The 24,343-nt window shown below is 46.8% G+C and carries 17 protein-coding genes; 6 read left to right on the top strand and 11 right to left on the bottom strand.

Annotation, left to right across the window (positions count from 1 at the left end; all coding sequences use genetic code 11):
• Positions 1–186 precede the first annotated feature (186 nt).
• Complete coding sequence (locus ACJJIW_RS21355) at positions 187–1,062, bottom strand: alpha/beta hydrolase (RefSeq protein WP_282932000.1); 876 nt, start codon at positions 1,060–1,062, stop codon at positions 187–189.
• Between the two features lie 784 nt (positions 1,063–1,846).
• On the opposite strand from ACJJIW_RS21355, the gene ACJJIW_RS21350 reads away from it, so the two are divergent.
• Both ACJJIW_RS21350 and ACJJIW_RS21345 read left to right on the top strand, forming a co-directional pair.
• Complete coding sequence (locus tag ACJJIW_RS21350) at positions 1,847–2,362, top strand: RNA polymerase sigma factor (protein ID WP_444893258.1); 516 nt, start codon at positions 1,847–1,849, stop codon at positions 2,360–2,362.
• 321 nt (positions 2,363–2,683) lie between these two features.
• Positions 2,684–5,671 (top strand): TonB-dependent receptor, encoded by a 2,988-nt coding sequence (locus ACJJIW_RS21345; RefSeq protein WP_282932001.1) that lies wholly within the window; start codon positions 2,684–2,686, stop codon positions 5,669–5,671.
• Between the two features lie 304 nt (positions 5,672–5,975).
• Here the strand turns inward: ACJJIW_RS21345 and ACJJIW_RS21340 are convergent, their stop codons facing one another.
• Positions 5,976–6,458: a PraA/PraB family alkane oxidation protein activator gene (locus tag ACJJIW_RS21340; RefSeq protein WP_444893259.1), complete on the bottom strand. Its 483-nt coding sequence runs from the start codon at positions 6,456–6,458 to the stop codon at positions 5,976–5,978.
• A 1,192-nt stretch (positions 6,459–7,650) separates the two neighbouring features.
• Between ACJJIW_RS21340 and gnd the strand changes: the two genes are divergently transcribed.
• The gene (gene gnd, locus ACJJIW_RS21335) at positions 7,651–9,171 is read left to right on the top strand and encodes an NADP-dependent phosphogluconate dehydrogenase (protein WP_282932002.1); all 1,521 of its coding nucleotides are present in this window, start codon (positions 7,651–7,653) and stop codon (positions 9,169–9,171) included.
• Positions 9,172–9,231: 60 nt separating this feature from the next.
• On the opposite strand, the gene rdgC is transcribed toward gnd, so the two are convergent.
• From rdgC to ACJJIW_RS21300, 7 genes are all read right to left on the bottom strand, one after another.
• Positions 9,232–10,224 (bottom strand): recombination-associated protein RdgC, encoded by a 993-nt coding sequence (gene rdgC, locus ACJJIW_RS21330; protein WP_444907720.1) that lies wholly within the window; start codon positions 10,222–10,224, stop codon positions 9,232–9,234.
• A 187-nt stretch (positions 10,225–10,411) separates the two neighbouring features.
• Positions 10,412–11,536, bottom strand: coding sequence for an alkaline phosphatase family protein (locus ACJJIW_RS21325; RefSeq protein ID WP_444936300.1), 1,125 nt, complete (start codon positions 11,534–11,536; stop codon positions 10,412–10,414).
• A 172-nt stretch (positions 11,537–11,708) separates the two neighbouring features.
• On the bottom strand, positions 11,709–14,066 hold the full coding sequence (locus tag ACJJIW_RS21320) for a TonB-dependent receptor domain-containing protein (protein ID WP_444936299.1): 2,358 nt from the start codon (positions 14,064–14,066) through the stop codon (positions 11,709–11,711).
• Positions 14,067–14,349: 283 nt separating this feature from the next.
• Positions 14,350–14,688, bottom strand: coding sequence for a hypothetical protein (locus ACJJIW_RS21315; protein ID WP_413662708.1), 339 nt, complete (start codon positions 14,686–14,688; stop codon positions 14,350–14,352).
• 10 nt (positions 14,689–14,698) lie between these two features.
• Entirely contained in the window at positions 14,699–15,220 is a 522-nt protein-coding gene (locus tag ACJJIW_RS21310; protein ID WP_444917752.1) for a hypothetical protein, read from the bottom strand.
• 90 nt (positions 15,221–15,310) lie between these two features.
• Positions 15,311–16,405 carry an alpha/beta hydrolase family protein gene (locus ACJJIW_RS21305; protein WP_444917751.1) on the bottom strand — a complete coding sequence of 365 codons (1,095 nt, stop codon included), beginning with the start codon at positions 16,403–16,405 and terminating at the stop codon, positions 15,311–15,313.
• 435 nt (positions 16,406–16,840) lie between these two features.
• Entirely contained in the window at positions 16,841–17,239 is a 399-nt protein-coding gene (locus tag ACJJIW_RS21300) for a VOC family protein (protein ID WP_444897970.1), read from the bottom strand.
• A 407-nt stretch (positions 17,240–17,646) separates the two neighbouring features.
• On the opposite strand from ACJJIW_RS21300, the gene ACJJIW_RS21295 reads away from it, so the two are divergent.
• Genes ACJJIW_RS21295 through ACJJIW_RS21285 form a run of 3 tightly spaced genes read left to right on the top strand, consistent with a single transcriptional unit; the run spans position 17,647 to position 20,484 of the window.
• A complete protein-coding gene (locus ACJJIW_RS21295; protein ID WP_444936298.1) occupies positions 17,647–18,681 on the top strand; it encodes a bile salt hydrolase in 1,035 nt (344 codons plus the stop codon).
• Positions 18,682–18,712: 31 nt separating this feature from the next.
• Positions 18,713–19,585 carry a GNAT family N-acetyltransferase gene (locus tag ACJJIW_RS21290; protein ID WP_444936297.1) on the top strand — a complete coding sequence of 291 codons (873 nt, stop codon included), beginning with the start codon at positions 18,713–18,715 and terminating at the stop codon, positions 19,583–19,585.
• Positions 19,585–20,484 (top strand): polysaccharide deacetylase family protein, encoded by a 900-nt coding sequence (locus tag ACJJIW_RS21285; RefSeq protein ID WP_444936296.1) that lies wholly within the window; start codon positions 19,585–19,587, stop codon positions 20,482–20,484. The genes ACJJIW_RS21290 and ACJJIW_RS21285 overlap by 1 nt, the downstream gene beginning before the upstream one ends.
• Positions 20,485–20,764: 280 nt before the next feature.
• On the opposite strand, the gene ACJJIW_RS21280 is transcribed toward ACJJIW_RS21285, so the two are convergent.
• Positions 20,765–22,237 (bottom strand): aminoacyl-histidine dipeptidase, encoded by a 1,473-nt coding sequence (locus tag ACJJIW_RS21280; protein ID WP_444936295.1) that lies wholly within the window; start codon positions 22,235–22,237, stop codon positions 20,765–20,767.
• A 124-nt stretch (positions 22,238–22,361) separates the two neighbouring features.
• On the bottom strand, positions 22,362–24,329 hold the full coding sequence (locus tag ACJJIW_RS21275; RefSeq protein ID WP_444936294.1) for a VacB/RNase II family 3'-5' exoribonuclease: 1,968 nt from the start codon (positions 24,327–24,329) through the stop codon (positions 22,362–22,364).
• Positions 24,330–24,343 lie beyond the last annotated feature (14 nt).

Genomic DNA, 24,343 nt, shown 5'->3' with positions numbered 1-24,343 from the left:
TGGATTCTATAACCACAGGCTTCGGGGGTGGCTTTTTTCTTCATATGACTCCTGTATGCTTTTGTTATAGGAATTACAGTGATAAAAGCAGGCTTTATAATTCAAGAGGCTGTTTTATTTTTATTATTTTCCTCTTTCTGACTTAAGATGTTCGAGCTATGGGATACTGACTAAAGCAGCTTTCTCTTATTGGGGCTTGCTACTCCCTTGCTGTAGGTTTGTTTTATATAGCCAGTCCAATCCTTGAATAGCTGTTGTTGGAAATGAAGTGCCATGATTTGCTCCGGGAATAATGAGTAGCTTGCTTTCTATCTCAACTCCTTTTTCTTCGATTAACTTTCTGTGAAGTTTCTTTGCTCCCCCTACCATATCGTTGCGGGTTTGACTCTTTACTGGAGTTTCTAGGGAGCCTACTCCAACAAACACCTTCCGGGGAATAGGGCTGGGAGCGGCTTTGATGCTGAGAATGTTCTCACTGTCGTACCATATAGAGGGGCTGCCGAGGATGTAGTTGTTAAAACCGGTTGGTCTGGTAAGCAGCATATAAGTACCTAGTAGGCCTCCTAGAGAATGTCCTATAAAAGTATGCCCACTTCCAGTTAGGCGATAAGAGTTGGACAGGTGGGGCAAAATGACGTCATGGATGAAAGTTGCATGCTCAGTTGCTTTGCCTGTCAAATACTTCCAGTTGTTGTCTGTAGTGGGGGTGAAATCTCGAATGCGGCTGACTTGATCGCTTGAGCCTTTTGAGTATGACAGTCCAACCAGGATGACTTCTTGTAGCTTACCAAATTCCATCGGCACTTGGGTTGCACCAGAAATGGTCTGAAAGGCCGAGTCTCCATCTGTTATCAACACCAAAGGATATCGACGATGAGGGGCGTTCATGTAACTTTTTGGCAGTTTAATGAATAGGGGGTAAATCCTTTTACTGGCTGGGTCCGCTAGTTCCAGGCTATGGCTGCGGGGGATTTGGAAGGGGATGGTATCCGTGTTGACCGAGCTCGACAGGCCTAGGGCAGGGCATAGAATAAAGAATAAACAAGCATAGAGTTTATTCATTATGAAGCAATCGGCTCAGCACTTAGCAGCCTGCCAAAAAGAAATCTAGTTGCAAATCTGGGCTTTTTGTAAGGTGATTTGATATATCCCATAAACGAAAGTGCCACTTGCTTAGTAAGTTACCACTAGGTCGGCTCTAATAAAAAGTCAGGAAAGTGCTTCAGCATAGCGAAATAATTGTAGATTGAAAACCGTTTGCATAAGTTTTTAGTCAAAAAAATGTGATTTTTTTCTAATAGGATGAAGAGTATGAATCTTTTCTGGATTTCAGATAAGTATGAGAATTTAATTTATTACTATGAAGTTGGAAGAAGTTAGTAATGCTATTTTTGTATTCCGCAATGTAGTTTTTCTGCGCTTGAGGTTGTTCTGTTAGTGGTGCCACCTATTGCTCTTTTATTTTTCCTCCTTTTGAAGGTTAATAGGCTACGATTTGATTAGTTTTGGTTTTTTTGCCTTACTATCAAATTTTTTGTTGGTTGCAATTTAGGCGTTGGTTTTTCCCACCTATTGGAGGTGGTCGTTTATCGTGTGTTTTCTTTGTCTGTTCTTTTGGGTTGAAGGGGGGATTGTATTTCGATAAAACTAAAGTCTTAGATTAGTGTGCGATTTAAAAAGAAGGTTATGCTTGTACAACAAAAATAATTTGATCAAAAGCAAAATTGGTCGACTGCTTGTTTTCTTAGTGGCCCCTGGTGAATCTCTGTAGATTGCAAGATGATATTGCAAAATTTTCCAGAAGCTCGAAAAAACTAGTCGATCAGATGAGGCGGTTTACTAGAAAATGGAAAATTCTTATCAGGATGATGTGGCTCACTGGGTAGGGGAATATGGATTAGATTTGAAGCGTTACTTTTCATCCAGGGTTAACCTGTCCGATGTTGATGATTTGGTACAAGAGGTTTTTATTCAGTTATATGTTCGAATCAAAAAGTATGGGGGGGAAATCGAAAATCCAAGAATATATATTTATGCTATGGCAAAAAATCTTCTAATTAGTCATGGCAGGCATCAGAAGTCGCGGTGCGGTGGTCTTCATGATTCAATTGATTACAAGGTGGATATTCCTTATATGATCAGTCCTGAACGTACGGTAATGGGAATACAGGCCTATGCTCGTGTACTCGAAGCCATTTTGGGGTTGCCGCCAAGGGCTGGCGCAGCTTTTCGTTTTCACCGATTTGAGGGGATGACTTACCAGGCAATTGCTGAACAGATGGGGATTTCTAAGGAGTCGGTTAAAGAGCTAATACAGCGCGCATTGGTCAAGGTTAGGCAAGTGGTGGAAGAAATACCATGAGGGTACTGATCTCCATTGAATATTATTCTGAGGTTGTGCCGGTTAGCAGGTGATTCTGTATGGGGTATAGAGTTGGGTAATGAGACTTCTTGGAATAATTAGTGATAAACCGCTATATCATTTGCGTATTCTTATAGAGGATGCCGTTGTAGTCTAGCGATTTTTTGGTCTGAAATTCTGCTACAGTTTAAGAAATATAAATTTTATTTTTTTATCCCCCCTTCTTTATCATTTGTGCGTCTTAGGTTTTGTTGTACCTGAAAAAGGTTTATATCAGGTCAATAACCCAATAATACCGACAATAAAGAGAGACGTAGTGTGATGATGAAACCTGTCAAAAAGAAAACATTGATTGCACAAGCGATTTATCAATCTGGACATTCATACCAAATTACTCCTTGGTACAGTACTATTCTTGCCTCTCTGGCAATTGCAGTTGCTCCTACCATTTCCATTGCCCAGGAGAATGAAGAAACTAAACGTCCCGGCCAGGCAATTGAGGAAGTTACGGTTACCGCGCAGAAAATTGAAGAGAGTATTCAGGATGTACCAATTGCAGTATCTGCACTCAGTGGCGACAATATGGATGATCTTAAAATTGAGCGTGGAGAAGAGCTGCTTCGTGCCGTCCCCAATGCTAATTTTTCCAAGTCCAACTTCAGTACCTACAACTTCTCTATTCGCGGTATAGGCACTAAGGCGGTTTCTGCTGCTTCTGACCCGGCAGTTGCGGTGAGCTTTAATAATACGCCTTTAATTCGTAATCGATTATTTGAGCAAGAGTTTTTTGACGTCCAGCGTGTAGAAGTGTTGCGCGGCCCACAGGGGACGCTTTATGGTCGTAATGCTACTGCGGGTGTGGTTAACATGTTGCCAATTATGCCTGAGGACGAGTTTTCCTCTGAGATTAAGGCAGAGGTAGGCAGTTATGACTCCAAACGCGCCAGCGGTATGTTTAATATGCCTCTTGGTGAAACTATGGCGCTGCGCTTATCCGGAGCTATGACCAAACGCGATGGCTTTGATTACAACACTTATACCGGCAATGATGTTAATGACCGTGATTTGTATTCTACTCGTGCAATATTTGAGTGGGAGCCTAGTGAATCTTTTAGTGCCAATCTAATTTGGCAGCACTTTGAGGAGGATGATAAGCGCTCGCGTACGGGCAAGCAGCTTTGTACTAAAGATCCAGGCCGAACACATATTGGTGACACTGAACTAACAGGCTTTACGCCTGTGTTTTTTAGTCAGGGTTGTTTGCCGAGTTCGATTTATAGTGAGGAGGCTTACAGTGCACCCAATGCTCAAGGTTTTGCAAGTATTTTGGCCACAGGGTTAATTTTCACGAGCTATGGCCAGGTCATCGATTGGTATACTGATCCTTATGCAGGTACGACTCAGTCTCGAGATCTTCGCAAGATTGAGACTAGTTATGACCCGGTATTTCGTGCCGAGAATGACCTGGTGCAACTGAATTTTGAATGGGGCCTGTCGGATTCCCTCACATTTTACTCTCAGTCAACCTATGCGAAGGATGATTACTACTCCTCCCAAGATTATAACCGTTATGTATCAGATCCCATCTTTAATGATGGTGGCGACCTAGAGCCCACTCCTGGAGGAATTTATACCGACCCACAATTGGGGCCGGCAGAAGGATTGTTAGCGGTTGATATTAGTCGATCGGATAACAAGCAGTGGAGCCAGGAATTCCGGTTGCAGACATCCTTTGACGGTCCTTGGAATTTCTCGGTAGGCACAAACTATTTGGATTTCAAAACCCAGGATGACTATTTTGTATTTAATAACATATTCAGTATGTTAGCAGAGTATCTATACAATTCTGGGTACGATGAAAACTTCCTCTTATATTCACAAAACTGTACTGATCCGGAAGAAAATATTGGTTCGGATTGTATGTATGTTGATCCTAACTCAATAGAGAATATTGATGAGGAAGGGCACAACTATTTTCTGAGCCGAAATTTAGTAGAAGTTAGTTCCTGGGCATTGTTTGGTGAAGCATATTGGCAAATTAATGAGGATGTAAAACTCACTACCGGTCTTCGCTATACTGATGATCGAAAACGCTCTACGCCAGTTCCCAGTCAGTTACTACTGGGGACTTATTATGATCCAGAAACTGGCGAAGTTTCCTCTGGTAATCTCTCTGGAGGACTTGTACATCGTGGTTATCCAGAGGGTGAGCAAGTCACGCAAAACTGGAGTGAATACACTGGACGTGCAGTTCTGGATTGGCGTACGGAAACGCCTTTTACGGACGAAACAATGCTCTATGTATCTTTTGCCCATGGATACAAGGGAGGTGGTACTAACCCTCCTCGAGCTGAGGTTGATCCAGAAATAGTTCAATTTCAGCCATTAGAGGATTCATTTGAGCCTGAGTTTGTAAATGCGATTGAATTTGGTAGTAAGAACATTCTATTCGATGGCAGTTTATCGTTAAATGCTAATGCCTTTTACTACGACTATACCGACTACCAGGTCTCTCAAATTGTTGACAGAATTTCTCTCAATGAAAACTTTGACGCAGAGACGATGGGAGTTGAGCTGGAGCTAGCCTGGCAGCTTACAGAAGCAACTCGGGTAGATATGAATTTAGGATATCTTAAAACCCGAATTGCCGATGGAGAGGAGTCTATTGATGTAATGGATCGTACACAGGGCAATGAAGATTGGGTACTGGTACGCCCCAGTATTCAAGTCCCATCTAATTGTATTGCTCCTGTAGATTTAGTAGAAACAGTTATGAGTGCACCTAACATATTTGCTATCTGGTCACTCTGTTCTGGCTCCGCGCGGTATGGTTCATTTTCACCCGAGATTGAGGTCGAAGACTGGTTGAGACATGATTTGGCTTACGGGGTCGACCCTTATAACCCTCTAACTGATGCTCCAAATGGAGGTCGGGGTTTTGCTGCTGACTTAAGTGGCAATGAGCTACCCAATGCGCCACGCTTTACTTTTAATTTCGGTGTTGAGCATACGATACCTATTGAGAATTGGGATTTAACTCTGCGCGCAGATTACTATCGCCAATCAGAGACTTATGCTCGGGTTTATAATACTGAATATGACCGTTTGAAGGCTTGGGGTAATCTCAATGCTTCTGTCAGCTTAAGTAATCCGAATTCCGATCTATATATGCAGCTTTATGTAAAGAATATATTTGATGATGCGCCTATCACGGATATGTTTACCAATAGTGATGATTCGGGTCTTACAACTAATGTCTTTACTTTAGAACCACGGATCGTCGGCTTTAATATTAGTAAAGGGTTCTGATTTTTACGTGGTGAATTGCTACATTCTTTATGATTTGGATGGTGAGAGGTAGCGGTAGGTTGGTGTGGGGAATTTTTGCCAGCCTACTGTTATTCCTATAACGCCCCGTATTAGCTTTCTCCCATGTATTTTTATTGTTCGGGTGAGGTTGTAGGTACCTCTGTATAATGTTGGATTTGTTATCTTGTTGTTATGTTAGTAAAGGTAAATATCTTTAAGTCGAAGATAAAAATATAAATTTCTACCTTAGGACGATCCCAAATACCACTAGTTTTACTAGTGGTATTTGGAGGTTAGGTGTGGCTTAGGGGACAGTGTAGGAAGATTGAGGGTTTGTTGATATTACACCGTTGATTACGCATGCGCTACCGGATCCCACACTAGGGATTTGAGCATTGGAAAAAGTAATTCTTCCATTTGACTGGTTAAATGATCCAGTAAGATTTCCAGCACATTCACCTGTTACCGCTTTCACAGATACATTTTGTATGGTTACAGTATTGTTAGCATTTCCGACGAGGTCATAGGGTAAGTTATTAAATACCACTCTATTGCACATATTTAGGAACCCCCCTGATAATGCCATGCTGCCTACCTCAGCGCTGGCTCCAGTTGAACTCACACTGCCAGATAGTGAGCAGTTGAGCGAAATGCCTTTTTGAACGGTGAAAGTACCTACATTTGCGAGGCCTATAGCGCCTGAGGGCGACCAGGTTTCCGCATTTGCTAGCCCGATTATCCCAAAAGATGCCATGCAGAAAGAAGCTGCAGTAAGGATGTTTTTCATGGTAATAATATTCCTTATGTCTCTGTTAATTATTGATTTAGACGCATCGCTTGTACTTCACTTTATATGCGTCATTTTTATAAGTGATCATCATCGCTGGGGGTAATGAAATTTGGTTGTATTCAATAATAAGCTTGGGACAAATCCCAATACCTCCCACCAGTAAAGACGAATTGAGGCATTTGTTGGGGGGGTGTCCTGTCTAAATAGACGTGAATTTAATTTTCAGTCGTAATTTTTTCTAGATTTAAGTGGTTAATTGTTTTTATTTTCGCGGGATTTAATTGTTGTTAGGTTTAAGTGCGCATATAAGAAAATATTTTATGCTTTTGGTGGGTTATTAAAAAAATGTCTATTGTAAAGCTCTGTAATTTAAGGTTGTGTAGTTGTAGGAAAGTAAGAGTTGATATTGGTATTTTATTGCTGTTTAGGCTGGTGAGGTATCTCATAATGTAAGTGATTTAAAATTTAATTAATCAATATTGAAAATTTAAATATAAGGTGGCCGTCTTAGTGTATTGTAGAATTATCGGTGGGAGTTTCTGATTGGTTTAGTATGTATTCCTTGTAATAGGAATATTTCGAAAGAGGTCTAGAATAGATCCAAATAAACACTGACCTGCTGTTTCACTTCTGGCTGGTACAGCCTGCGAGTTCACTTGTAAATTAGGATCACTATGGATATTTGCGGTGTCGATGATAATAAGCGCTTTTTTATCGCTAAGTAAATTAAGGTGTGGCTATATGGAAGATTAACGTTAGCGGTGGATCTAACAACCTCACTGATGTAGTAGCTTCGAATGAGATTTGGGTGCAGATACTTATACCCTGCCATCTTTACAATCTTTAGGGGACTAATTGCCGGAATGAGGAAGTACATTAAGCCTTATTCCCTGCTTCTCAGGTTGTTAAAACGCCCGCTATAGTTCATCAAGCGTCAAAAGTTGCTCTCGGAATCTTAGATAGACCCAATTGAATCGCTGCCTGGCACTAAAAGGCAAAAGCATCCCTGTTTCAAGGTGTATTGAGGAGTGTATGAGGGAAGAGCCAAGCTTTTGCCGATTTCTGTCGCTTGTAGGCTGTATTTACGGGGCTCTGGGCAATTTTGTTTGGTTTTTGCTCTCCCTGCTCCAGATTCATATTGCTATACTCCGCGCCCTTGAAAGCCCCCTGTCTTTATATGGAGAACTTGATGTCTGATTCACAGTGCGATATTGGCTTTATCGGCGCCGGTGTGATGGGTAAGAACCTGATCCTGAACCTGGCCGACAATGGCTATAGGGTCTGTGCCTTTGATTTGGATCACAACCGGCTGAATGCGCTGCTGGAGCAGGACAAGAAAGAGCGTGGAGACCTGCCTGCGCGTGTTGAAGCCTGCAACTCTTACACAGAGCTATTGGCGAAGGTTAAAGCCCCGCACTTGATTATTCTCTCGGTTCCGGCTGGAGCCCCCGTTGATGACGTATGCAGCAAGCTACTCGATGCGGGCTTGAAGGCTGACGACATCGTTGTTGATACTGGTAACAGCCTGTGGACCGACTCTGTAGAGCGGGCTAAACGGTATGAAGGCAAATTGATTTTCTTCACCACCGCAGTATCCGGTGGCGAAGTGGGTGCTCGTTTTGGGCCGTCCCTCATGCCCAGCGGCGACCGTTATGCCTGGAGTCGTATTGAGCCAGTTTGGCATGCTATCGCCGCCAAAGTGGATAAAGCCAGCGGCCAGCCGATTGAGCGCTTTGAGCCTGGCAACCCGGTTCGCGAAGGTGAGCCCTGTGCGGCTTATATCGGCCCGATAGGCTCAGGCCACTATGTGAAGATGGTGCATAACGGTATTGAATATGCCGATATGCAGATGATCTGTGAGGCCTACCATGTGATGCGCACGGCGCTGGGTATGGCCCCAGAGGAAATTGCAGAAGTATTCCGCGAGTGGAACCGAGGCCCGCTGAACAGCTATCTGATCAATATCAGTGCGGAAGTGCTCTCTACCTTGGACTCCGTGACAGAACAACCGCTGGTAGACGTTATCCTCGACCGAGCAGGGCAAAAAGGTACTGGTCTCTGGACAGCCATGAGCAGCCTGGAAGTGGGCTGTCCGGCCCCGAGTATTGCCGAAGCGGTTTACGCCCGTTCATTATCTACCCGGAAGGTATTGCGTACCCGCGCAGCGAAGAAACTGCAAGGGCCTGAGTTGACACCAGTGGCTCCAGAGCAACGGGAAGAAGTGATTGCACAGCTGCACGACGCTCTCTACTGCGCAAAGATCTGTGTTTACGCTCAGGGCTTCGATTTGATGAAGCTGGCTGCACGGGAGCAGGGCTGGCAGTTGAACTTCTCTGAAATTGCCAGAATTTGGCGTGCAGGCTGCATCATTCGAGCAGTGTTCCTGCAATCTATCAGTGATGCTTACGATCGAGATTCCAAGCTTTCCAACTTACTGCTGGATGATTTCTTCACTCAGCAGATTGCCGATCACCAGGCCAACTGGCGCCAAGCGGTGGCGAGCGCCACTCTGAATGGTATTCCGGTACCGGCCCTGTCATCGGCGCTCAATTACTACGATGCCTTCCGCACCGAGTCGCTGCCGGCGAACCTGCTACAAGGACAGCGGGATTTCTTTGGAGCCCATACCTTTGCGCGTGTGGACCAGCCTGAGCAACGCAAGTACCACGTTCAGTGGACCGAACCTGGCCGCCCAATGGTTGAGATCTGATTGGTGGGGAAGGGAGCAGGTGATACGTGCCTTTCAGGCACGTATCACTATCTGAGCTCCCTAAAGAACGACCTCTTCTACCTCTTTGGCCAGAGCCTCCGCCTCTTGGCGGCTGGCTTTGGCCACCAGTTCCTCAACGCTAGCCGACTCGGTGTTGACGCCACCGAAGGCGGAGAGCAAGTCTTTGGTCAGTGCTGAGATCTCCAGAGTCATCACCGCAAAATCTGCATCAAATCGCTGGGCTGCGCTTTCTGCATCGGCGCTATCGGCTTTCTCCAGAAGCTCGTCACTGAACTTGATACGCTTTAGAGACAGCTGATCATCTACCAGGAATTCAACGCCCCCACGCCAGGTCAGCCCCAGCTTGTGCACTTGTAGTCCCGCTACCAAGTGATTGTGAATTTCCTCGGCACAGAGGTCCTGGTTTTTACAGCGGATAACACTGCCGCTGTCTTTGGGATCGCGCAACTCGCATTCGTGGCCAAAATCAAACTGATGCGGTGCTTCAGGGGCACTGAGCCAGTGGGTCATTGTTTGCTGTGGCAGATTCTTAGCGGAGAGTGGTACCACGGCAAGGCTACTGATAGCCTCGCGGAGGTTCTCCAGCAGTTCCTCGGCGGCGGAGGCAGAAGAGGCGTCAACCACTACCCAACCATCCTGAGGTGCAATATAGGCATATTGCAGACGGGAGCGAGCGAATGCCTTGGGGCGCATTTCAAGGAGAATCTCGTCTTTAAGGTTTTGCCGCTCCTTGCGACCTACCTGCCTGGCTTCTTTTTCAGAAATAGCTTGTGCCAGCTCTTCAACTTTCTCATTGACTACCGCAGCAGGAATCACTTTTTCTTGCTTCTTAGCACAGACCATTAGGTAGCCATTCGTTGCGTGCACCAACTGGCTGCCGTGGCGCCCTAGTGGAGGCACCCACCCATAGCGAGTGCTGTCCTGACTGCCACAGGGAACAAATGCATGGGGCTCCAGCAATTCGTTCAATTTTTCAGCATCCAGGGAAAATTCTTTCGTCAAACGATAAATACGGAGGTTTTTAAACCACATACATCAGGCCATCTGTTTTCAGTTGCGAGTGCGGCCTGCATTATGCGGAAACCGGGGCGGGGCAGCTAGAGCCTGTTAACACTAAATTGATGGGTTCTTTAAGTTGTTATCAGGCTCCAGAATATTACTGGTCCAAGGCGGTGAAAATTTGTTCAGCCGAACTTGCCAGGCCTGGCTGAACAAAGGTTTATTTGAGAATACTGTCTATTGCTTTGCCACTATCCTGCGAGAACTCTTCTGACTTATGGCCGAGCAGTTGTAGTGCGGTTGCGGCTATCTGATCCTGAAAAATGGCTTCTCCCCTGGATACTTCTCCCAAGGCCTTAATGTCTGGGCCCAGCGCCGCAATCCAGATTTCATTGGAGCCGGGTATACCCGCTTTGTGGGGGTGGTCTTCTTTACCGAAGTATTGGGTCAGGGCTGGGCCACTGGCGTGGTGGGGCCAGGATTCAGCGGTGTTGCCGCGCCCGTGGTCAACGGTAATGAGTAGGTTGGTATTGTCTCGGTATTGATCAAGAGATTGCAGTGTCTGCCAGAGTTTGGCGAGTATCATGTCGCTCCGATGTGCGGAGTGGAGATACTGGTGATATTCCTCATCGTGGGCAAAATCGTCGGTTTCACCCAGGGCAATGTACATTACCTTGGGCTTTTTGCTAATTAAGTACTCTTTTGCAAATCCATAGGTAAATGCATCGGGCCGCACGTTTTCCCAGAAAACCGGCAGTTGCCCCTGCAAATCATTGAGAAACCCTGCTCTTTGGCTCAATTTTGGCCAATTGGCAGCTTCCAGCCCTGCGTTAATGTAAATACCACTGCGATCACGATTAAGTATCGAGGAGAATACCCCCCAGCTACCGAATGCAGCGATTTGGCCTTTGTACTCAGATTTGCTGTTTAGCCACTCGAGAAAGGTAGTATTGGCATTGGGAGTTGGGTCGTTACTATTGATTTTGGGGTCGGCGGAGCCGGTTAAAATCTCATTGTAACCGGGATAGGAAAACCACCAGCTATTGGTAACTTGTGCTTTAGATCCCTTGTCGCGATTGCCAATTAAAACCCCTTCTTTAGCCACTGTTTGCCAGATAAAAGGCAATAATTTTTGACGTTTTTCGGTGAGTGAATCGCCGTGAAAGTGATTGATAAGGTCTTGTTTATTTTCAGTGAACTCTGTGTGATTGAGAAGTTCAGGGTCATAACCGGAGAACACTTCCTGCCAGCGCAAGCCGTCGATAGTAACTAATACGAGGTTGTCTGCGGCAAGGGATTGAGTAGAAAGAAACAGGGTCAGGATTGCTGTAGCCAATCTGTTCATTGAAAGAGCTCTTTGCATATTTTTGGATTATTTATATTTGTCGCAAATAATCAAAATTATTTTTCGACTATATTTATTATTTATTGCACTTTATTTTTGAATCTACTGCTTGACTAAACATACGCACAATCGGCTAGCATTTCCAGCCGATTGTGTGGCTGCCAAAAAAATCTTAGAAATCAATAGTTGCAGAGAGTGAGGCTGTCCGTGGAGCACCTATCCAGGCACCGCCAGAAACGACAGTTCCTAAGTAATCCTCATCCAGTAAATTATTTATCACTAAATTCAGGTTGGCTCCCCGTAGTGCCGGGCTAAATTCTCCCAGATTCATGCCCAGGTAGGCATCGACAACTACATAGGAGTCAGCTGCCCAGCTATTGTCTAAGTCGACAAAGCGATCTCCGGTAAACTTACTGGAGATGCCACCGTAAAATATTTCAGAATTCCAATCCAGGCCAATCACATAGAGTTGATCAGCTATTCCGACTACGTCATTCCCTGGTGTTATTCCTTGAGTTTCATCTACTGCTGAGTTTCCTGAGCCAATATAGGTAGTGTCCAGCAGGGTATAGGATGTATAGAGATTTAGAGTTTCTGATAAATTGTAGTCCAGGAAAAGTTCCAGACCATCAGATTCGATTCCGCCGGCATTAAAATAGGTCCCATTGGTACCAATCAAATAGTTATTACCTGCGGCAGTGTTGTTATCCAGGAAAATGATCCGGTTTTCAAAATCATTTTGAAAGTAGGTGGCAGTTGCCGAGAAATTATCGGCAGTATAGCGAAGCCCGAGCTCTGTGGTCTCTGAGGTTTCCGGTTCGATATTGTCGAGATCTGAATCGGGCCGCTCTAATACGCTGTCTCCAATCGCCTTAAAGTTTTCAGCGTAGCCTGCGAACAGCTCTGCACCTTCCAGGGGTGTTTCCCAAATCAAACCGGCGGAGAGCAGGATATCTGAGTCAGAGTCAACACTTACATCGGAAGACTCCTGAAATAGATCTTCCCTTTCAACATCGACAAAGAACTGCTTGGCGCCCAGTGTCAAAGTGAGAGTGTCGATGGTCAGGGAGTTCTGTAAATACCACTTTGTGCTGCTTGAGGGGTAACTGCGGTCGTATTGCACCCAGTAAGGTGTTGAATTGAAACTGGCACCTTGAGTTGCATCAGTGACTTTGTGCCAATCGCGGTGTTCGTCACGGGTGGAGTCTTCATACCAGAGGCCGCCTCGTAGCTCATTGTCCAATCCGGCGATGGTGGTAGCGTATGTAAAGTCTAGAGTCAGTCCGGCACGCTCTTTCTCATAATGAGTGTGCCGATAAGACATTGCGGGTATAGCACCTACTGCATAGCAATCTGGGTTGTAGGCCGGTCCTGAATCGCCATAGATATTGGTGACTGACGCTGTACATGTTTCATCGTAAGTAAGGGCATTGCCATTAACATCAACAAAATAAATGATGCCCGACTGGCTACCGCCGTAGGCAGTTGAGCCGCCGAGGAACTCGGACTCGCCCTGTTCACTGTCATCTGTAATATCAACCAGGTAAGGGGGCACCCAGTCCCCGCGGCCTTCGTTGCTGTGGTAATAGAGTCCGGCCTGTAGATTGAATGAATCTGTCAGGTCAAAATCGAACTGGGTGTAGGCCAGCAGGTTCTCACGCAAGGTAGACCAGCCACGGCGATAAAGTTGATCGATATAAGGAATACCGGACCAGTTGCCGGTAAGGAAATCGTTTTCAGGGTACTCTTCAAATTGGGCGTCCGAATAGACTCGTTGATAGTTATCTTCGTGGATATCGTCGTAAGATAGGTAGGCCTTGATGGTACCAGCTTCCAAGCTGGTCACTAGTTTTGCCGCGATGTGCTCTCGTTCATTCTCAGCAGTTTCAGTAATCCAGTCGGTCGCTTCCTGGTTAGAGTATGAGATCCAGGCTTTGCTGTTCCCGGCAAAAATACCAGTGTCATAGCGAAAATATACTCTCTGTGCATCAAATTCGCCTGTGGACAGTTCTATTCGACTGCGCTGTGTGTCCAAAGGATCATCAGTGCGATAATCAATAGTGCCTCCCAGGGCTTCGTGGGAACGTGAAGCGATATCTGAAGTACCCTGTGATACTTCTACTGAACCGATATTACCCGGATCAACAAAGCGGTTTGCTTTTGAGCCTCCACCGTAATTCGAACCGCCATTGGGAATACCATCGATGGTGGTGCCAATTTGCTGTTCATCTAAGCTGTTAGTAAATCCGCGAATACTGATATTGGTTGACCAGTCGTCAAAGCCGTAAGTATCTCCTTCATTGACTGAGACACCGGGGAGGTTATCGATCAATGCATTAACGCTGGTGATAGAGGACTGTTGCTTGCGCATTGCCTCAGATACTTCGCTGCTGTTAAAAGTGCTACCGGAGCCCAGAACCATTACTTCTTCAATTTGTGCGTTGCTGAGGTCTTCAGCGGTCACGGGACTGGCACTCATTATTGTGGCCACCGAAATGGCGGCTGCCAGGTAGGTCTTTTTAGTATTCATCGGGATACCCCAGTTTGTAGTGATTCAGCAAGTGTTAACCAGCCTGGTAAGCGGCTTGAGTTATTTGCGCGCGTACATTGACGCGTCTTGATGAATAATTCTTTACAGGGGGGTTAAACTCTTTTTACCCGTTGGTGAATGCTCAATAAATCCTGAGAGCCAGAAACATGAGCTGTTTCAGACTGACTGAATAGTGTCCTTGGTAGTGGGGGTGATCCGGTGAGTAATCTTGATTGAGTGTAGGGGGGAGGGCTGAGTTACCCCAGCCCAATTTAAATAGAAATCAGATAGCAGCTTTCAAGGAAATGCCGGTGCAAGCTTCAATTGTTCCCCAGAGAACTCCCAAAACTGCATTCCAGACTTTCTCAATGGTGACTAACAGGAGTCCACGTAAAGTGTTGGCGAAGTTCTTGGCCATATCCTCCAGGGAGTCGAGAAAGTAATCTTGCAGATCGCCAGATATTTCATCAGATGCAATTGCTTTAGCAATCATTTTTGTTTGCTGAGCCATTGCGGATAACTGGCGCTCGGAAAACCCCCTGAGTTCAGAAATATCACTGTTAATTACCGCAGAAGCTGCCCCTTTGATATCTGCAACGAGTTGGTTAACGTCAATAGACATAGTAATTTCCTCAGCGATTCAGAAAAGACTCATAAGTGAGTGCTTGGTCCATGGAAACAACAATTTCATTTTTGAATAGAGAAACAGCGGTTGCGTTTAGGCCCTTATCTTCATCTACCGTGCGCATCATGTTCAAACTCTCTGAAATTTTCTCCAATGACGCAACACTGGGGGGTTCCCGCTCAAAGCTAATATTCCTGCCAGAGGATTCCAAATAGTTGTTAATCTTTTTGAGTAGTTTACTTTCAGGCGCAGGGCGGGTTTTCGATTGCATTGCCAGCGCATCTACTTTGCCGATCAATGCATGGTATCTCTCATCTCTTTTTGAGTAAGAATCTTTGTTGGTTCCACTGGAAACTGAAGAGAAAAATTCCATTATCTCTACATTGACAGTGGTTAAATCGGAGTATAGCGCAGCATCATAGCGCGGCGCCATTTGTGAGCATCCGCTAACTAGAATGGTAAGAAAGGCTAAAACTGCAAAGATTGCTATTGGCTGCCTTATCATGATCGCTCCCTCTTTAATTTTCATTTTAATAGTCCTGCTCGGCCCTCTCCAGTCGCCGGAAGGGGGCTGAGGTATAGATACATTTATTTCTGATTTGGTCGTCTGGGTACCCCTTTATACCGGTTCCAAAATCTCGTGCGAGGTTGGCGAAATACTGGGATCATTTTGCTTTTCAAAGTAAGTCAGCAGTAAGCGAACAGCCTCCTGATTATCGAAATATCGGGAGTGAACTCGAGCTGCCAATTTGTCCGGAAAAGTACCGTAAGACCCGATAATTCGCTCATAACAGTGGTGGCGTGCTGGGACCGCAGAACCACTGGCAAACCAGTCTGAGTGAGACTTGATATCAATCCACTCGATTAGATCTTTTCTTTGTGACAGTTGCTCTACTTCATTCTGCAGCCAAGGAGCCTGCTTACCCAGAACTTCGATTAGGGACCCCATTGTTAGGATACGGATTGGTTTACCGATTGGCGGAAGATCGGCAAAAAGGTCTACAGTAACAACACTGCCAAAACTATGTCCGACAATAGTTACGGAATCGTAGTCGTAAAGTTTAATACTGTTTTCGAGCTGTTCTCTGACCCGTCGGATAATCTCAAAGCGGACTGCAGGCTTGCCCTTGGCCGCCGGCTCATTGGTGAGATAGCGCTTACAAAAGTCAGAAATATCTACTAGTAAGGCAACCGGCATAACGGCAACAACGGCAGTAGCAATCAGCCAGATCCGCCAGCCCCCTATATACTCAACACCTTGCTTGAGCTGTTGTACTGCGGGATAAAACGGGCTGTCACTGGTGGGCTCAACAGCTTCGACAAACAAAATGATGGTACCAATGTACCAAACAATAAAGGCTAATGCTGAAAGGGTTAGACCAAATGTCAGGTACTTTCGTTTAAGCACCCCTTTCCAAATATGGAGGTTGGCCAGCCAGAACCAGATTAGGGAGAAGCCTCGGGCTAAGCGGACTTTCAGGCTCTGCTGGGTAATGCTAGGAACCAAGTCGTTCCAGTAAGCTTCAACCAGATCAAGCTCCTGCTTATCGTTGACCCTCAGGCGGTTGATGCCGGCAGGGACGGTAGGATCAGAAATCTGAGTGAGAGGCATACGCTCACTGGCTGCGATCATTCCCTCGGTGAACTCTGACAGTTGGGCGGTGCTGGTGACTCGTGTCAGTCCGGGCACCAGCATAATTAAGCTTCTTCTCATTGTTATTCCAATTGGCTCTATTCTGGAGATATAACCTTCTGCCAAGGTTTGCTCCTGCCTTTGTTTTTTCTGTGTGAAAATCGTTTCAGTAAGTGAGTATTTCCATATATAAGTACGCTAGCCAGTAGCTAGCTACGGTGTATCTCAGTGGTGAAATTTTGTGCGATGGCCAGCTCTATACTAACCGAAGGACATTGGATATAGGTGCATGTCAACTGAATGTTACTCGATTTATATGTGATACAAAACGAGATGTAAATATAGAAAAGAAAAAGATTTATTGATTGGGAGAGGAAAAGCCGCTTCGTACTTCTTTTCTTAAATTACTTGTCGGAAGTTATTTCATCGCGGTTAAGGGGGTAGACTAGCGAAGGTGAAGATCTGTCGCTGCTTACACCGCACTCTATGGGGGAATCAGAAGCGACAGGTTAAAATTTACTCTACGGTTTCTTTTTGTAGTTCAACTAAAATAAATTCGTTGCCGTAGAGATCTTCAAAGTGGGCAAACTCTGCACCCCCTTCAGAAGTGGGTGGCTTGCTGAAGTGAACGCCATTTTTTGCAAGTTTTTTATATTCTCTGTCAAAATTATCTGTATAAATAACGGCACAAGGCTGCCCTGCAGTTTGTGCTCCCACTTTCTTTTGCTGGCTTTCAGAAGTTGCCTGAAGTAACCATATACCCATATCTTTTTGTGCCGGAAGTCGAATATGAACAAATCGATGTGGTGCTGCTTGAGAGTCAATAAATACTTCAAACCCCAATTTGTCACGATAAAAGGCAATAGCTTCTTCATAGTTGTTGACTAGGATTACCAGTCTGCCAATTGAGTTCATTAGGGGCTCCGTGATTGGCCTTATTGCTACTTCGAGTAAGAGGGGTCACTTCTTTCTGGTTAATAGGTGTACAGTTTTTCAAATAGTTTTTATTTGAGTGGCCTATACCAAAATGAATGCTTTTAGCGTGAAGCTGATAAGCTGTAAAAGTTTACTGAAGTTACAAAATATTTGAACTGTACATGTCGAAAGCGGTGTCAGTTTCTGGACCTTTACGCCAAGGTTGCTAAGTATTGGAATGAAAGACAGTCTCCCCATTGTTGGCCATCTAAGATGGAAACCGGACTTTCTATTGTTTATAGCCGATTACAGTGACTGTAAACGATCAGTATATTAATTAATGATTTTGAGGGATGGTTGACAAAGTGAAAAGGATTTCATGTTTTCCTAAAGCTATAAACTCCGTTATGGTTTTTGTTGTTGTAGTACTGTGCCTACTCGAGCCCAGGTCTTCGATTGCTTGTACCCGAATACTCTATGAAACTGGCGATAAGACCTATATTACTGCCCGTAGCATGGACTGGAGTGATACCGATGCAGCTATGGCATTTTGGGTTTTCCCTCAGGGGATGGAGCGCAATGGTGGCTTGGGCCCAAAATCTATTACTTGGACATCGAAGTTTGGCTCAATTGTTATCAGTATTTACGATGCGGCTACAACTGATGGGCTCAATGAAAAGGGCCTCGTAGGCAACCTTTTATACTTGGCTGAGGCAGATTATGGGAGTGCTGCCGATAGGGATAAGCCGACTATCTCTGTTGGGGCCTGGTTGCAATACATCCTGGATAACTACGCAACGGTTGATGCTGCGGTAAAGGGGTTAAAGAGTGACCCATTCACTGTGGTTGGCGCAGATCTTCCCAATGGGAGACCGGCAAGTACACATATTGCAATTTCAGACCCCAGTGGTGATTCCGCTATTTTTGAATATCTTGATGGTGTGCTAAAGATCCATCACGGTAAGCAGTTTACGGTAATGACTAATTCTCCTCCTTATGATCAGCAACTGGCAATCAATTCCTATTGGAATTCAATTGGAGGCCAAAACTTTCTACCGGGTACAATTAGTGCGGCGGACAGATTTGTACGGGCGAGTTATGCTTTAAAAACATCACCAGAATATAAAAAGTATCGCGATGCATTAGCATCCGCATTCTCCCAAATTCGTGCTGTCAGCGTGCCGCTGGGAATGGATGATCCCGATAAACCCAATATAGCCTCAACATTGTGGCGGTCGGTTATTGATCAAAAAAGTAGCCGCTACTATTTCGACTCTGTTATTAATCCATCAGTAATTTGGCTGGATATGGATAGTGTTTCTATTGAGCCGGGATCTAAAGTAATGACAATGAAATTAGATACTCCAATGGATACTGGTGGGGAAGTGGCATCTAAGTTGAGTCCTTCAGAACCCTTTAAGTTCCTCGCTCCAAGTAGCTGAATAAATACGATAACGAGAAGAGTCTAAGTCAATGCATGAATCATTTACTGTTCGGGAGATGACACGTAAAGAAGTGGATTTACTGGTTGACTGGGCTGCACTTGAAGGCTGGAATCCGGGGTTGCACGATGCAGAAATTTTCTGGAAAACAGATGCAGAAGCTTACATTGCGGCGGAAGTTCGGGGTGACTTGATCGGAGGAGGGGCAATTACTGCGTACGGTGATGATTTTGGTTTTATGGGGTTTTTTATCGTTAGGCCTGAATTCAGGGGTCATGGGTTTGGTAACAGGCTTTGGCATATCCGACGGGACCGCTTAAAAACCCGGTTGAGACCTGATGCAAGCATCGGTATGGATGGGGTATTTGCGATGCAGGATTACTATGCCCGCGGCGGTTTTAACTTCTCCCATCGTAATCTCCGTTATCGAGTCGAGCTCTCTGCTTTTGAGGGTGTGAGTACTCAATGCCCTGATGAAATTATCCCGCTTAGTGAAGTTTCTTTCGATCAAATAATTGCTTACGACAGGACCTGCTTTCCCGCAAGTAGACGGATATTTCTGAAAGCATGGCTTTCCCAGCCAGAGGCTCTGAGTTTGGGCTATGTCCAATTTGGAAGTCTTTGTGGTTATGGTGTAATCAGACGTTGCCGCAATGGATGTAAAGTAGGTCCTCTGTTTGCAAATAGCTATAAAGTGGCAGATATGTTGCTGAAGCGACTGGTCTCATTTGCAGATGATGGGCCTATCTTTCTGGATGTGCCGGAAAATAATCCTGCGGCTATGTCGCTGGCCAAGCACTATGGAATGGAGGAGGTTTTTGGCTGCGCAAGAATGTACCTGGGGCCAATGCCGGATATTGCGCGGGATAGAATTTTTGGTGTAACGACATTTGAGCTGGGTTGATGCACAAGAGAAATCTGGAGGGTTACGCTGGGCGTCCGCCTCATCCCCGCTGGCCTGATCAGGCCCGCATTGCAATTCAGTTTGTCTTGAATTTAGAGGAGGGGTCAGAATCCACCAAGCTAAACGGCGATACCCAATCTGAATCTTACCTGCATGAACTTCCTGGCAGGCCTGCACGGGTTGGAGGGCGGGATTTCAGTGTAGAGAGTATGTATGAGTATGGTTCTCGCGCTGGTGTCTGGCGGCTTCTCGATATCTTTAATACTTACAACGTACCTTTAACAGTTTTTGCTACCGGTCAGGCGTTAGAGCTTAATCCGAATTTAGCGCTGGCCCTGGTTGAAGCGGGACATGAGATTGCTGGCCATGGATACCGGTGGATTGATTATAAAGATACTCCTAAGAGTCGGGAGAAACACGATATTCAGCTCACTGTTAAGATAATCGAACAATTAACGGCTAGGACTCCGTTTGGGTGGTATACAGGTCGGGTAAGCTCCCATACTAGATCACTGGTACGAGAAATTGATGGATTACTGTATACGTCAGATTCCTACAGTGATGATTTACCATTTTGGGAACAGAAATCAGATTCATTGTTGGTGATTCCCTACACCTTGGTGAATAACGATATTCAGTACCTGCTGCCCAGTGGGTGCACGACTGCCGATGATTTCTTTTTGTTGCTAAAAGGTGCTTTCGATCAGCTTTGGCGGGAAGGGAGCGTGAGTCCTAAGTTGATGAGTGTTGGACTACATGGGCGAGTCAGCGGCCACCCTGCCAGGGCTGCTGGAGTTTATCGTTTCTTGAAATATATCCAGGGATTCGAACCCATTTGGCTTTGTCGCCGCAACGAGGTAGCGCAACATTGGATCTCCAATTTCTCTACCGCTAGATAACTTGGGCGGTAGCTTTCCAGATTGCTTGTGTGCGGAAAATTTAGGCCTTCTGTATCCCCGTAAGTTTTCCTCTGTTATAGCAGCCGTTTCTGCTCTGAGGCTTTTGCAACTTCCCCCGGCCACCTGCGGAGTCAAGAAATATTAAAATAGCCCAGTGGCTCTCTAACAATAGCTAGAAAGCAGTTTTTAGTGTGATTGATACGTTGGGTGTAGTAATTGGAGGGTGGAGAGGGAAGGCAAAGTGTGGGGCCTCGGAGCAACCCGAGGCCCGATTGGGCGATTAGTCGCGAGTGGGAATTGCTTGGACCACTTTAATAAAGTAATCCCAGAAATTGGCGACACTCTGGATATGTACCTTCTCTTCAGGAGAGTGAGCGCGGCGAATGGTTGGGCCAAAGGAAACCATATCCCAGTTGGGGTAGGGTTTGGCCAGCAATCCGCACTCCAGGCCGGCGTGAATAACTTTTACTTCAGCTTCCTCGCCAGTCATTTCTTTATAGACATCCTTCATCATCGCCAACAGCGGTGAATCGGGATTTGGTGTCCAGCCAGGGTAGTCGTTGTCCAGTGTCGTTTCCGCACCTGCCAGCTGGAAGGTGGCGGCGACATTGAGGCCGTGTTGGTCGCGGGCACTGTCAGAGAGGCTGCGTACAAGACATTGGATTTTTACTCGATGCTCACCGTTCTCCTCCATTGTTACAACACGGGCCAGGTTGTTGGATGATTCAGCAATGCCTTCGAGAGCAGTGCTCATTCGCTCAACACCATTGGGACAGCAGCGGATTGCGCGAATAAGGGTCAATTGGCTATCTGCGTCCAGGGTGTTGGCTGGAGTTTCGGTAGCTTCCAGGGTGATGTCCAGTGCCGCTTCATTGTCCAGTTCACGGGCAATTTGAGCGCTCTCGCTTTTTACAATTTCCTGTACTTTATCGACCGCTACTGAAGGCACGACCAGGGTTGTGAAGGATTCGCGGGGAATCGCATTGCGCAGGCTACCGCCATCCAGGCTGGCAATACGCAGCTCGGGGACCTGGGTTAGAACGGCGTGGATAATGCGGTTTGCGATCTTGTTGGCATTGCCTCGGCCTTTGTCGATATCCAAGCCTGAATGCCCGCCACGGAGGCCGCGAACAGAGAGTTTTACTGCTTCGGCACCGGGCAGGATCGCTTCTGGCGTATAGGGCAGGCTGACATTGACGTCGACACCGCCGGCACAGCCGATATACAGCTCACCTTCATCTTCAGTATCCAGGTTGAGGAGCAGGTCAGCTTCAAAATAGCCAGGCTTAAGATTCTTGGCGCCGGTCATGCCTGCTTCTTCGTCAATTGTCAGCAGGGCTTCCAAGGCGGGGTGGGGAATATCAGTAGATTCCATCAGGGCCAGGATTGCGGCAACACCAATACCATTGTCTGCGCCGAGCGTGGTGCCTTCCGCAGTTACCCAGTCTCCATCCACGTAGGGTTTGATTGAGTCGGTGAGAAAGTCGTGCTCAGTGTCGGCATTCTTCTGCGGCACCATATCTACATGGCTCTGCAGGGCCAGTGTCTTGCGGTTTTCCATACCTGGAGTGGCCGGCTTCTTGATAACAATATTGCCGATTTCATCCAGCTGAACGCCTAAGCCGCGTGCTTTAGCGAAGTTAACGATATGCTCCACTACACGGTCTTCATGCTTGGATGGGCGTGGAATTTCACAGAGCTTGGAAAAGTGTGCCCACAGTGGAGTTGGGTTCAATTCAGCAATATTGCTCATGAGTGGCCTCGATTTATTCTATTGGTGCCGGAGCTATAAGCTAGCTGGCCGATCAAAGGTGGTGGGCTTTGGCCCCCGGCAGGAAAGCCCGGCGAGAGCCGGGCTTGGGTAAATGTGCAGGAATTTATTTTTGAGCCGCGTCGGCAGCCTCAGTTTTTTCAGCGTTCAGTTCAAAGGCGATGCGTCGTTTGTCTACATCGACAGACGCTACTTTAACTGAAACTTCCTGTTCTAGGTGGAAGCGTTTTTCATTGTGCGTAAGAACCAGGTGCTTGCCATCGAAGGTGGGCAGATTCTTCTTATCGCCATTCATGCGCACAAAGCCGTCAATACCAAAGTCGTCGAGTCGCACGCCGATGCCTGCGCCGTTTACCAGGGTAATTTTCCCTGTAAATTCCTGGCCAACTTTTTTCTCGATAAATTGAGCGTAGAGCCATTGCTCCAGAGCTCGGTTGGCCTGGCGACCGCGAATCAGGCTTTCCTGCAGGGATTCAATTTTATCATCGGCCAGGGTGGAGGCTTTCTCTCCCTGCGCAGCAGCGCGCAGAACGCGGTGGTTGTGCAGGTCGTTGTACTTGCGAATTGGAGAGGTGACGGTGGCGTAGGCCTTGAGGCCCAGTCCCAGGTGAGCCCCTACCTTGTTATCGAGCTGGCCCGGGCGCAGCATACGCTTGAGCACGGCGAGCAGGTTCTTCATCTGCGGCTCTTCATGGTTTTCCAGGTGCTTAACCAGTGCAAGGTAATGCTCCAGTTGCCCCAGATCGGACTCTGCATGCTCAGGCAGCAGCTCTTTCAGCAGGCTGCGAACTTCTCCCATGCGCTCTTCGCGGAAGCCCAAGTGAACAGAGAAGCAGCCCTGCTCAATCTCGGCGAGTTTGCCACCCATGCTGATATTGGTAGCGAGCATGGCTTCCTCGACCATTCGCTGAGCGATATTGCGTTCCTGCTTTTCGATACGCTCGATCTTGCGCTGATCGTTCAAGCGGATTTCATAGTCCGGGCGATCTTCCATTGCCAGTGAGTGGCTGGCACGGTATGCGGCGCGCGCTTCGTGGATCGCCGCCAAATTACGCAGACTGTCCTGTTGCTCCTGGGGCACGGCGGAGTCGTCACCCTCAATAAAGCGGCTGACTTGTTCATAGCTCAGTTTGTGCTGGGAGCGAATAGCGGCAAATTCATAGCGGCTATTGCCAATGGTGCCATCGCTATCGATATCGATATCGATAACCAGGGCGGGGCGCAGCTCGCCGGGAACCAGGGAGAACAGGTCCTCACACAGGTTGCGGGGCAGCATGGGTAGGGTTTCGCCCGGTAAATACTGGCTGTGGGCCCGATTAAACGCCTCTTTATCCAGGGGGCTGTTCTCATCAATTAGCGACGATGGGTCTGCAATAGCAATGTGCAGGGTCCAGCCCCCGTCACGGCTGCTTACGGCCAGAGCGTCGTCCATATCGCGAGTGGTTTCTGCATCGATAGTTGCGAAGCCCAGCTCGGAAAGTTCGGTGCGCTCACCGGTAACTGCTGTCAGTTTCTCCGCAACTGTGTCCGCCTGCTTTTGTGCAGCGGCACCAAATTGCTCAGGAAGCTTGAATTGGGCGACAACATAGGCGTGTTCGATGCCGGGCATATCGGGCTTGCCGATAACGGTTTCCACCTTGGCCTGGGCTCTGCCGTCTTTAAATGGATGGCGGTTTACTTTGCAGGCAATAAACTCTCCTGGCTGGGCCTTGCCGCGAGCCTTGGGAGGGAGAAAAATCCAGCGGGACAGGCCATTTTGCGTGGGCTGGATAAAGTGGCCCTGGCCGCGCTGTACATACTGGCCAACAAGGTAGTCGAGCTGGCTGTCGATCAATGCATCGAGCTCTGCCGCGAGTTTACCCTTGTTCTCTTCGGAGAGACTTACTCGAACCCGGTCACCGGGAAATACACGCTCCATTTCATTGGGAGGCAGGAAGGCTTCCCTCCCGTCATCCAACTCAACGAAGCCAAACTTGCCGTTACTGCCGCGAACCCGGCCTTCGGCAAACTCCTTACTGGAGCGAATATCTGTTTTCAGTTGCGAAAGTTGTTTTAGAGCGTCGGCATTCAGCATCGAGTTTATCTCTA

This window comes from Microbulbifer maximicatervae (SeqCode), from assembly GCF_052467815.1.
Note: the sequence above shows the minus strand (reverse complement) of the source record. Positions and strands in the feature narration are given on the sequence as shown.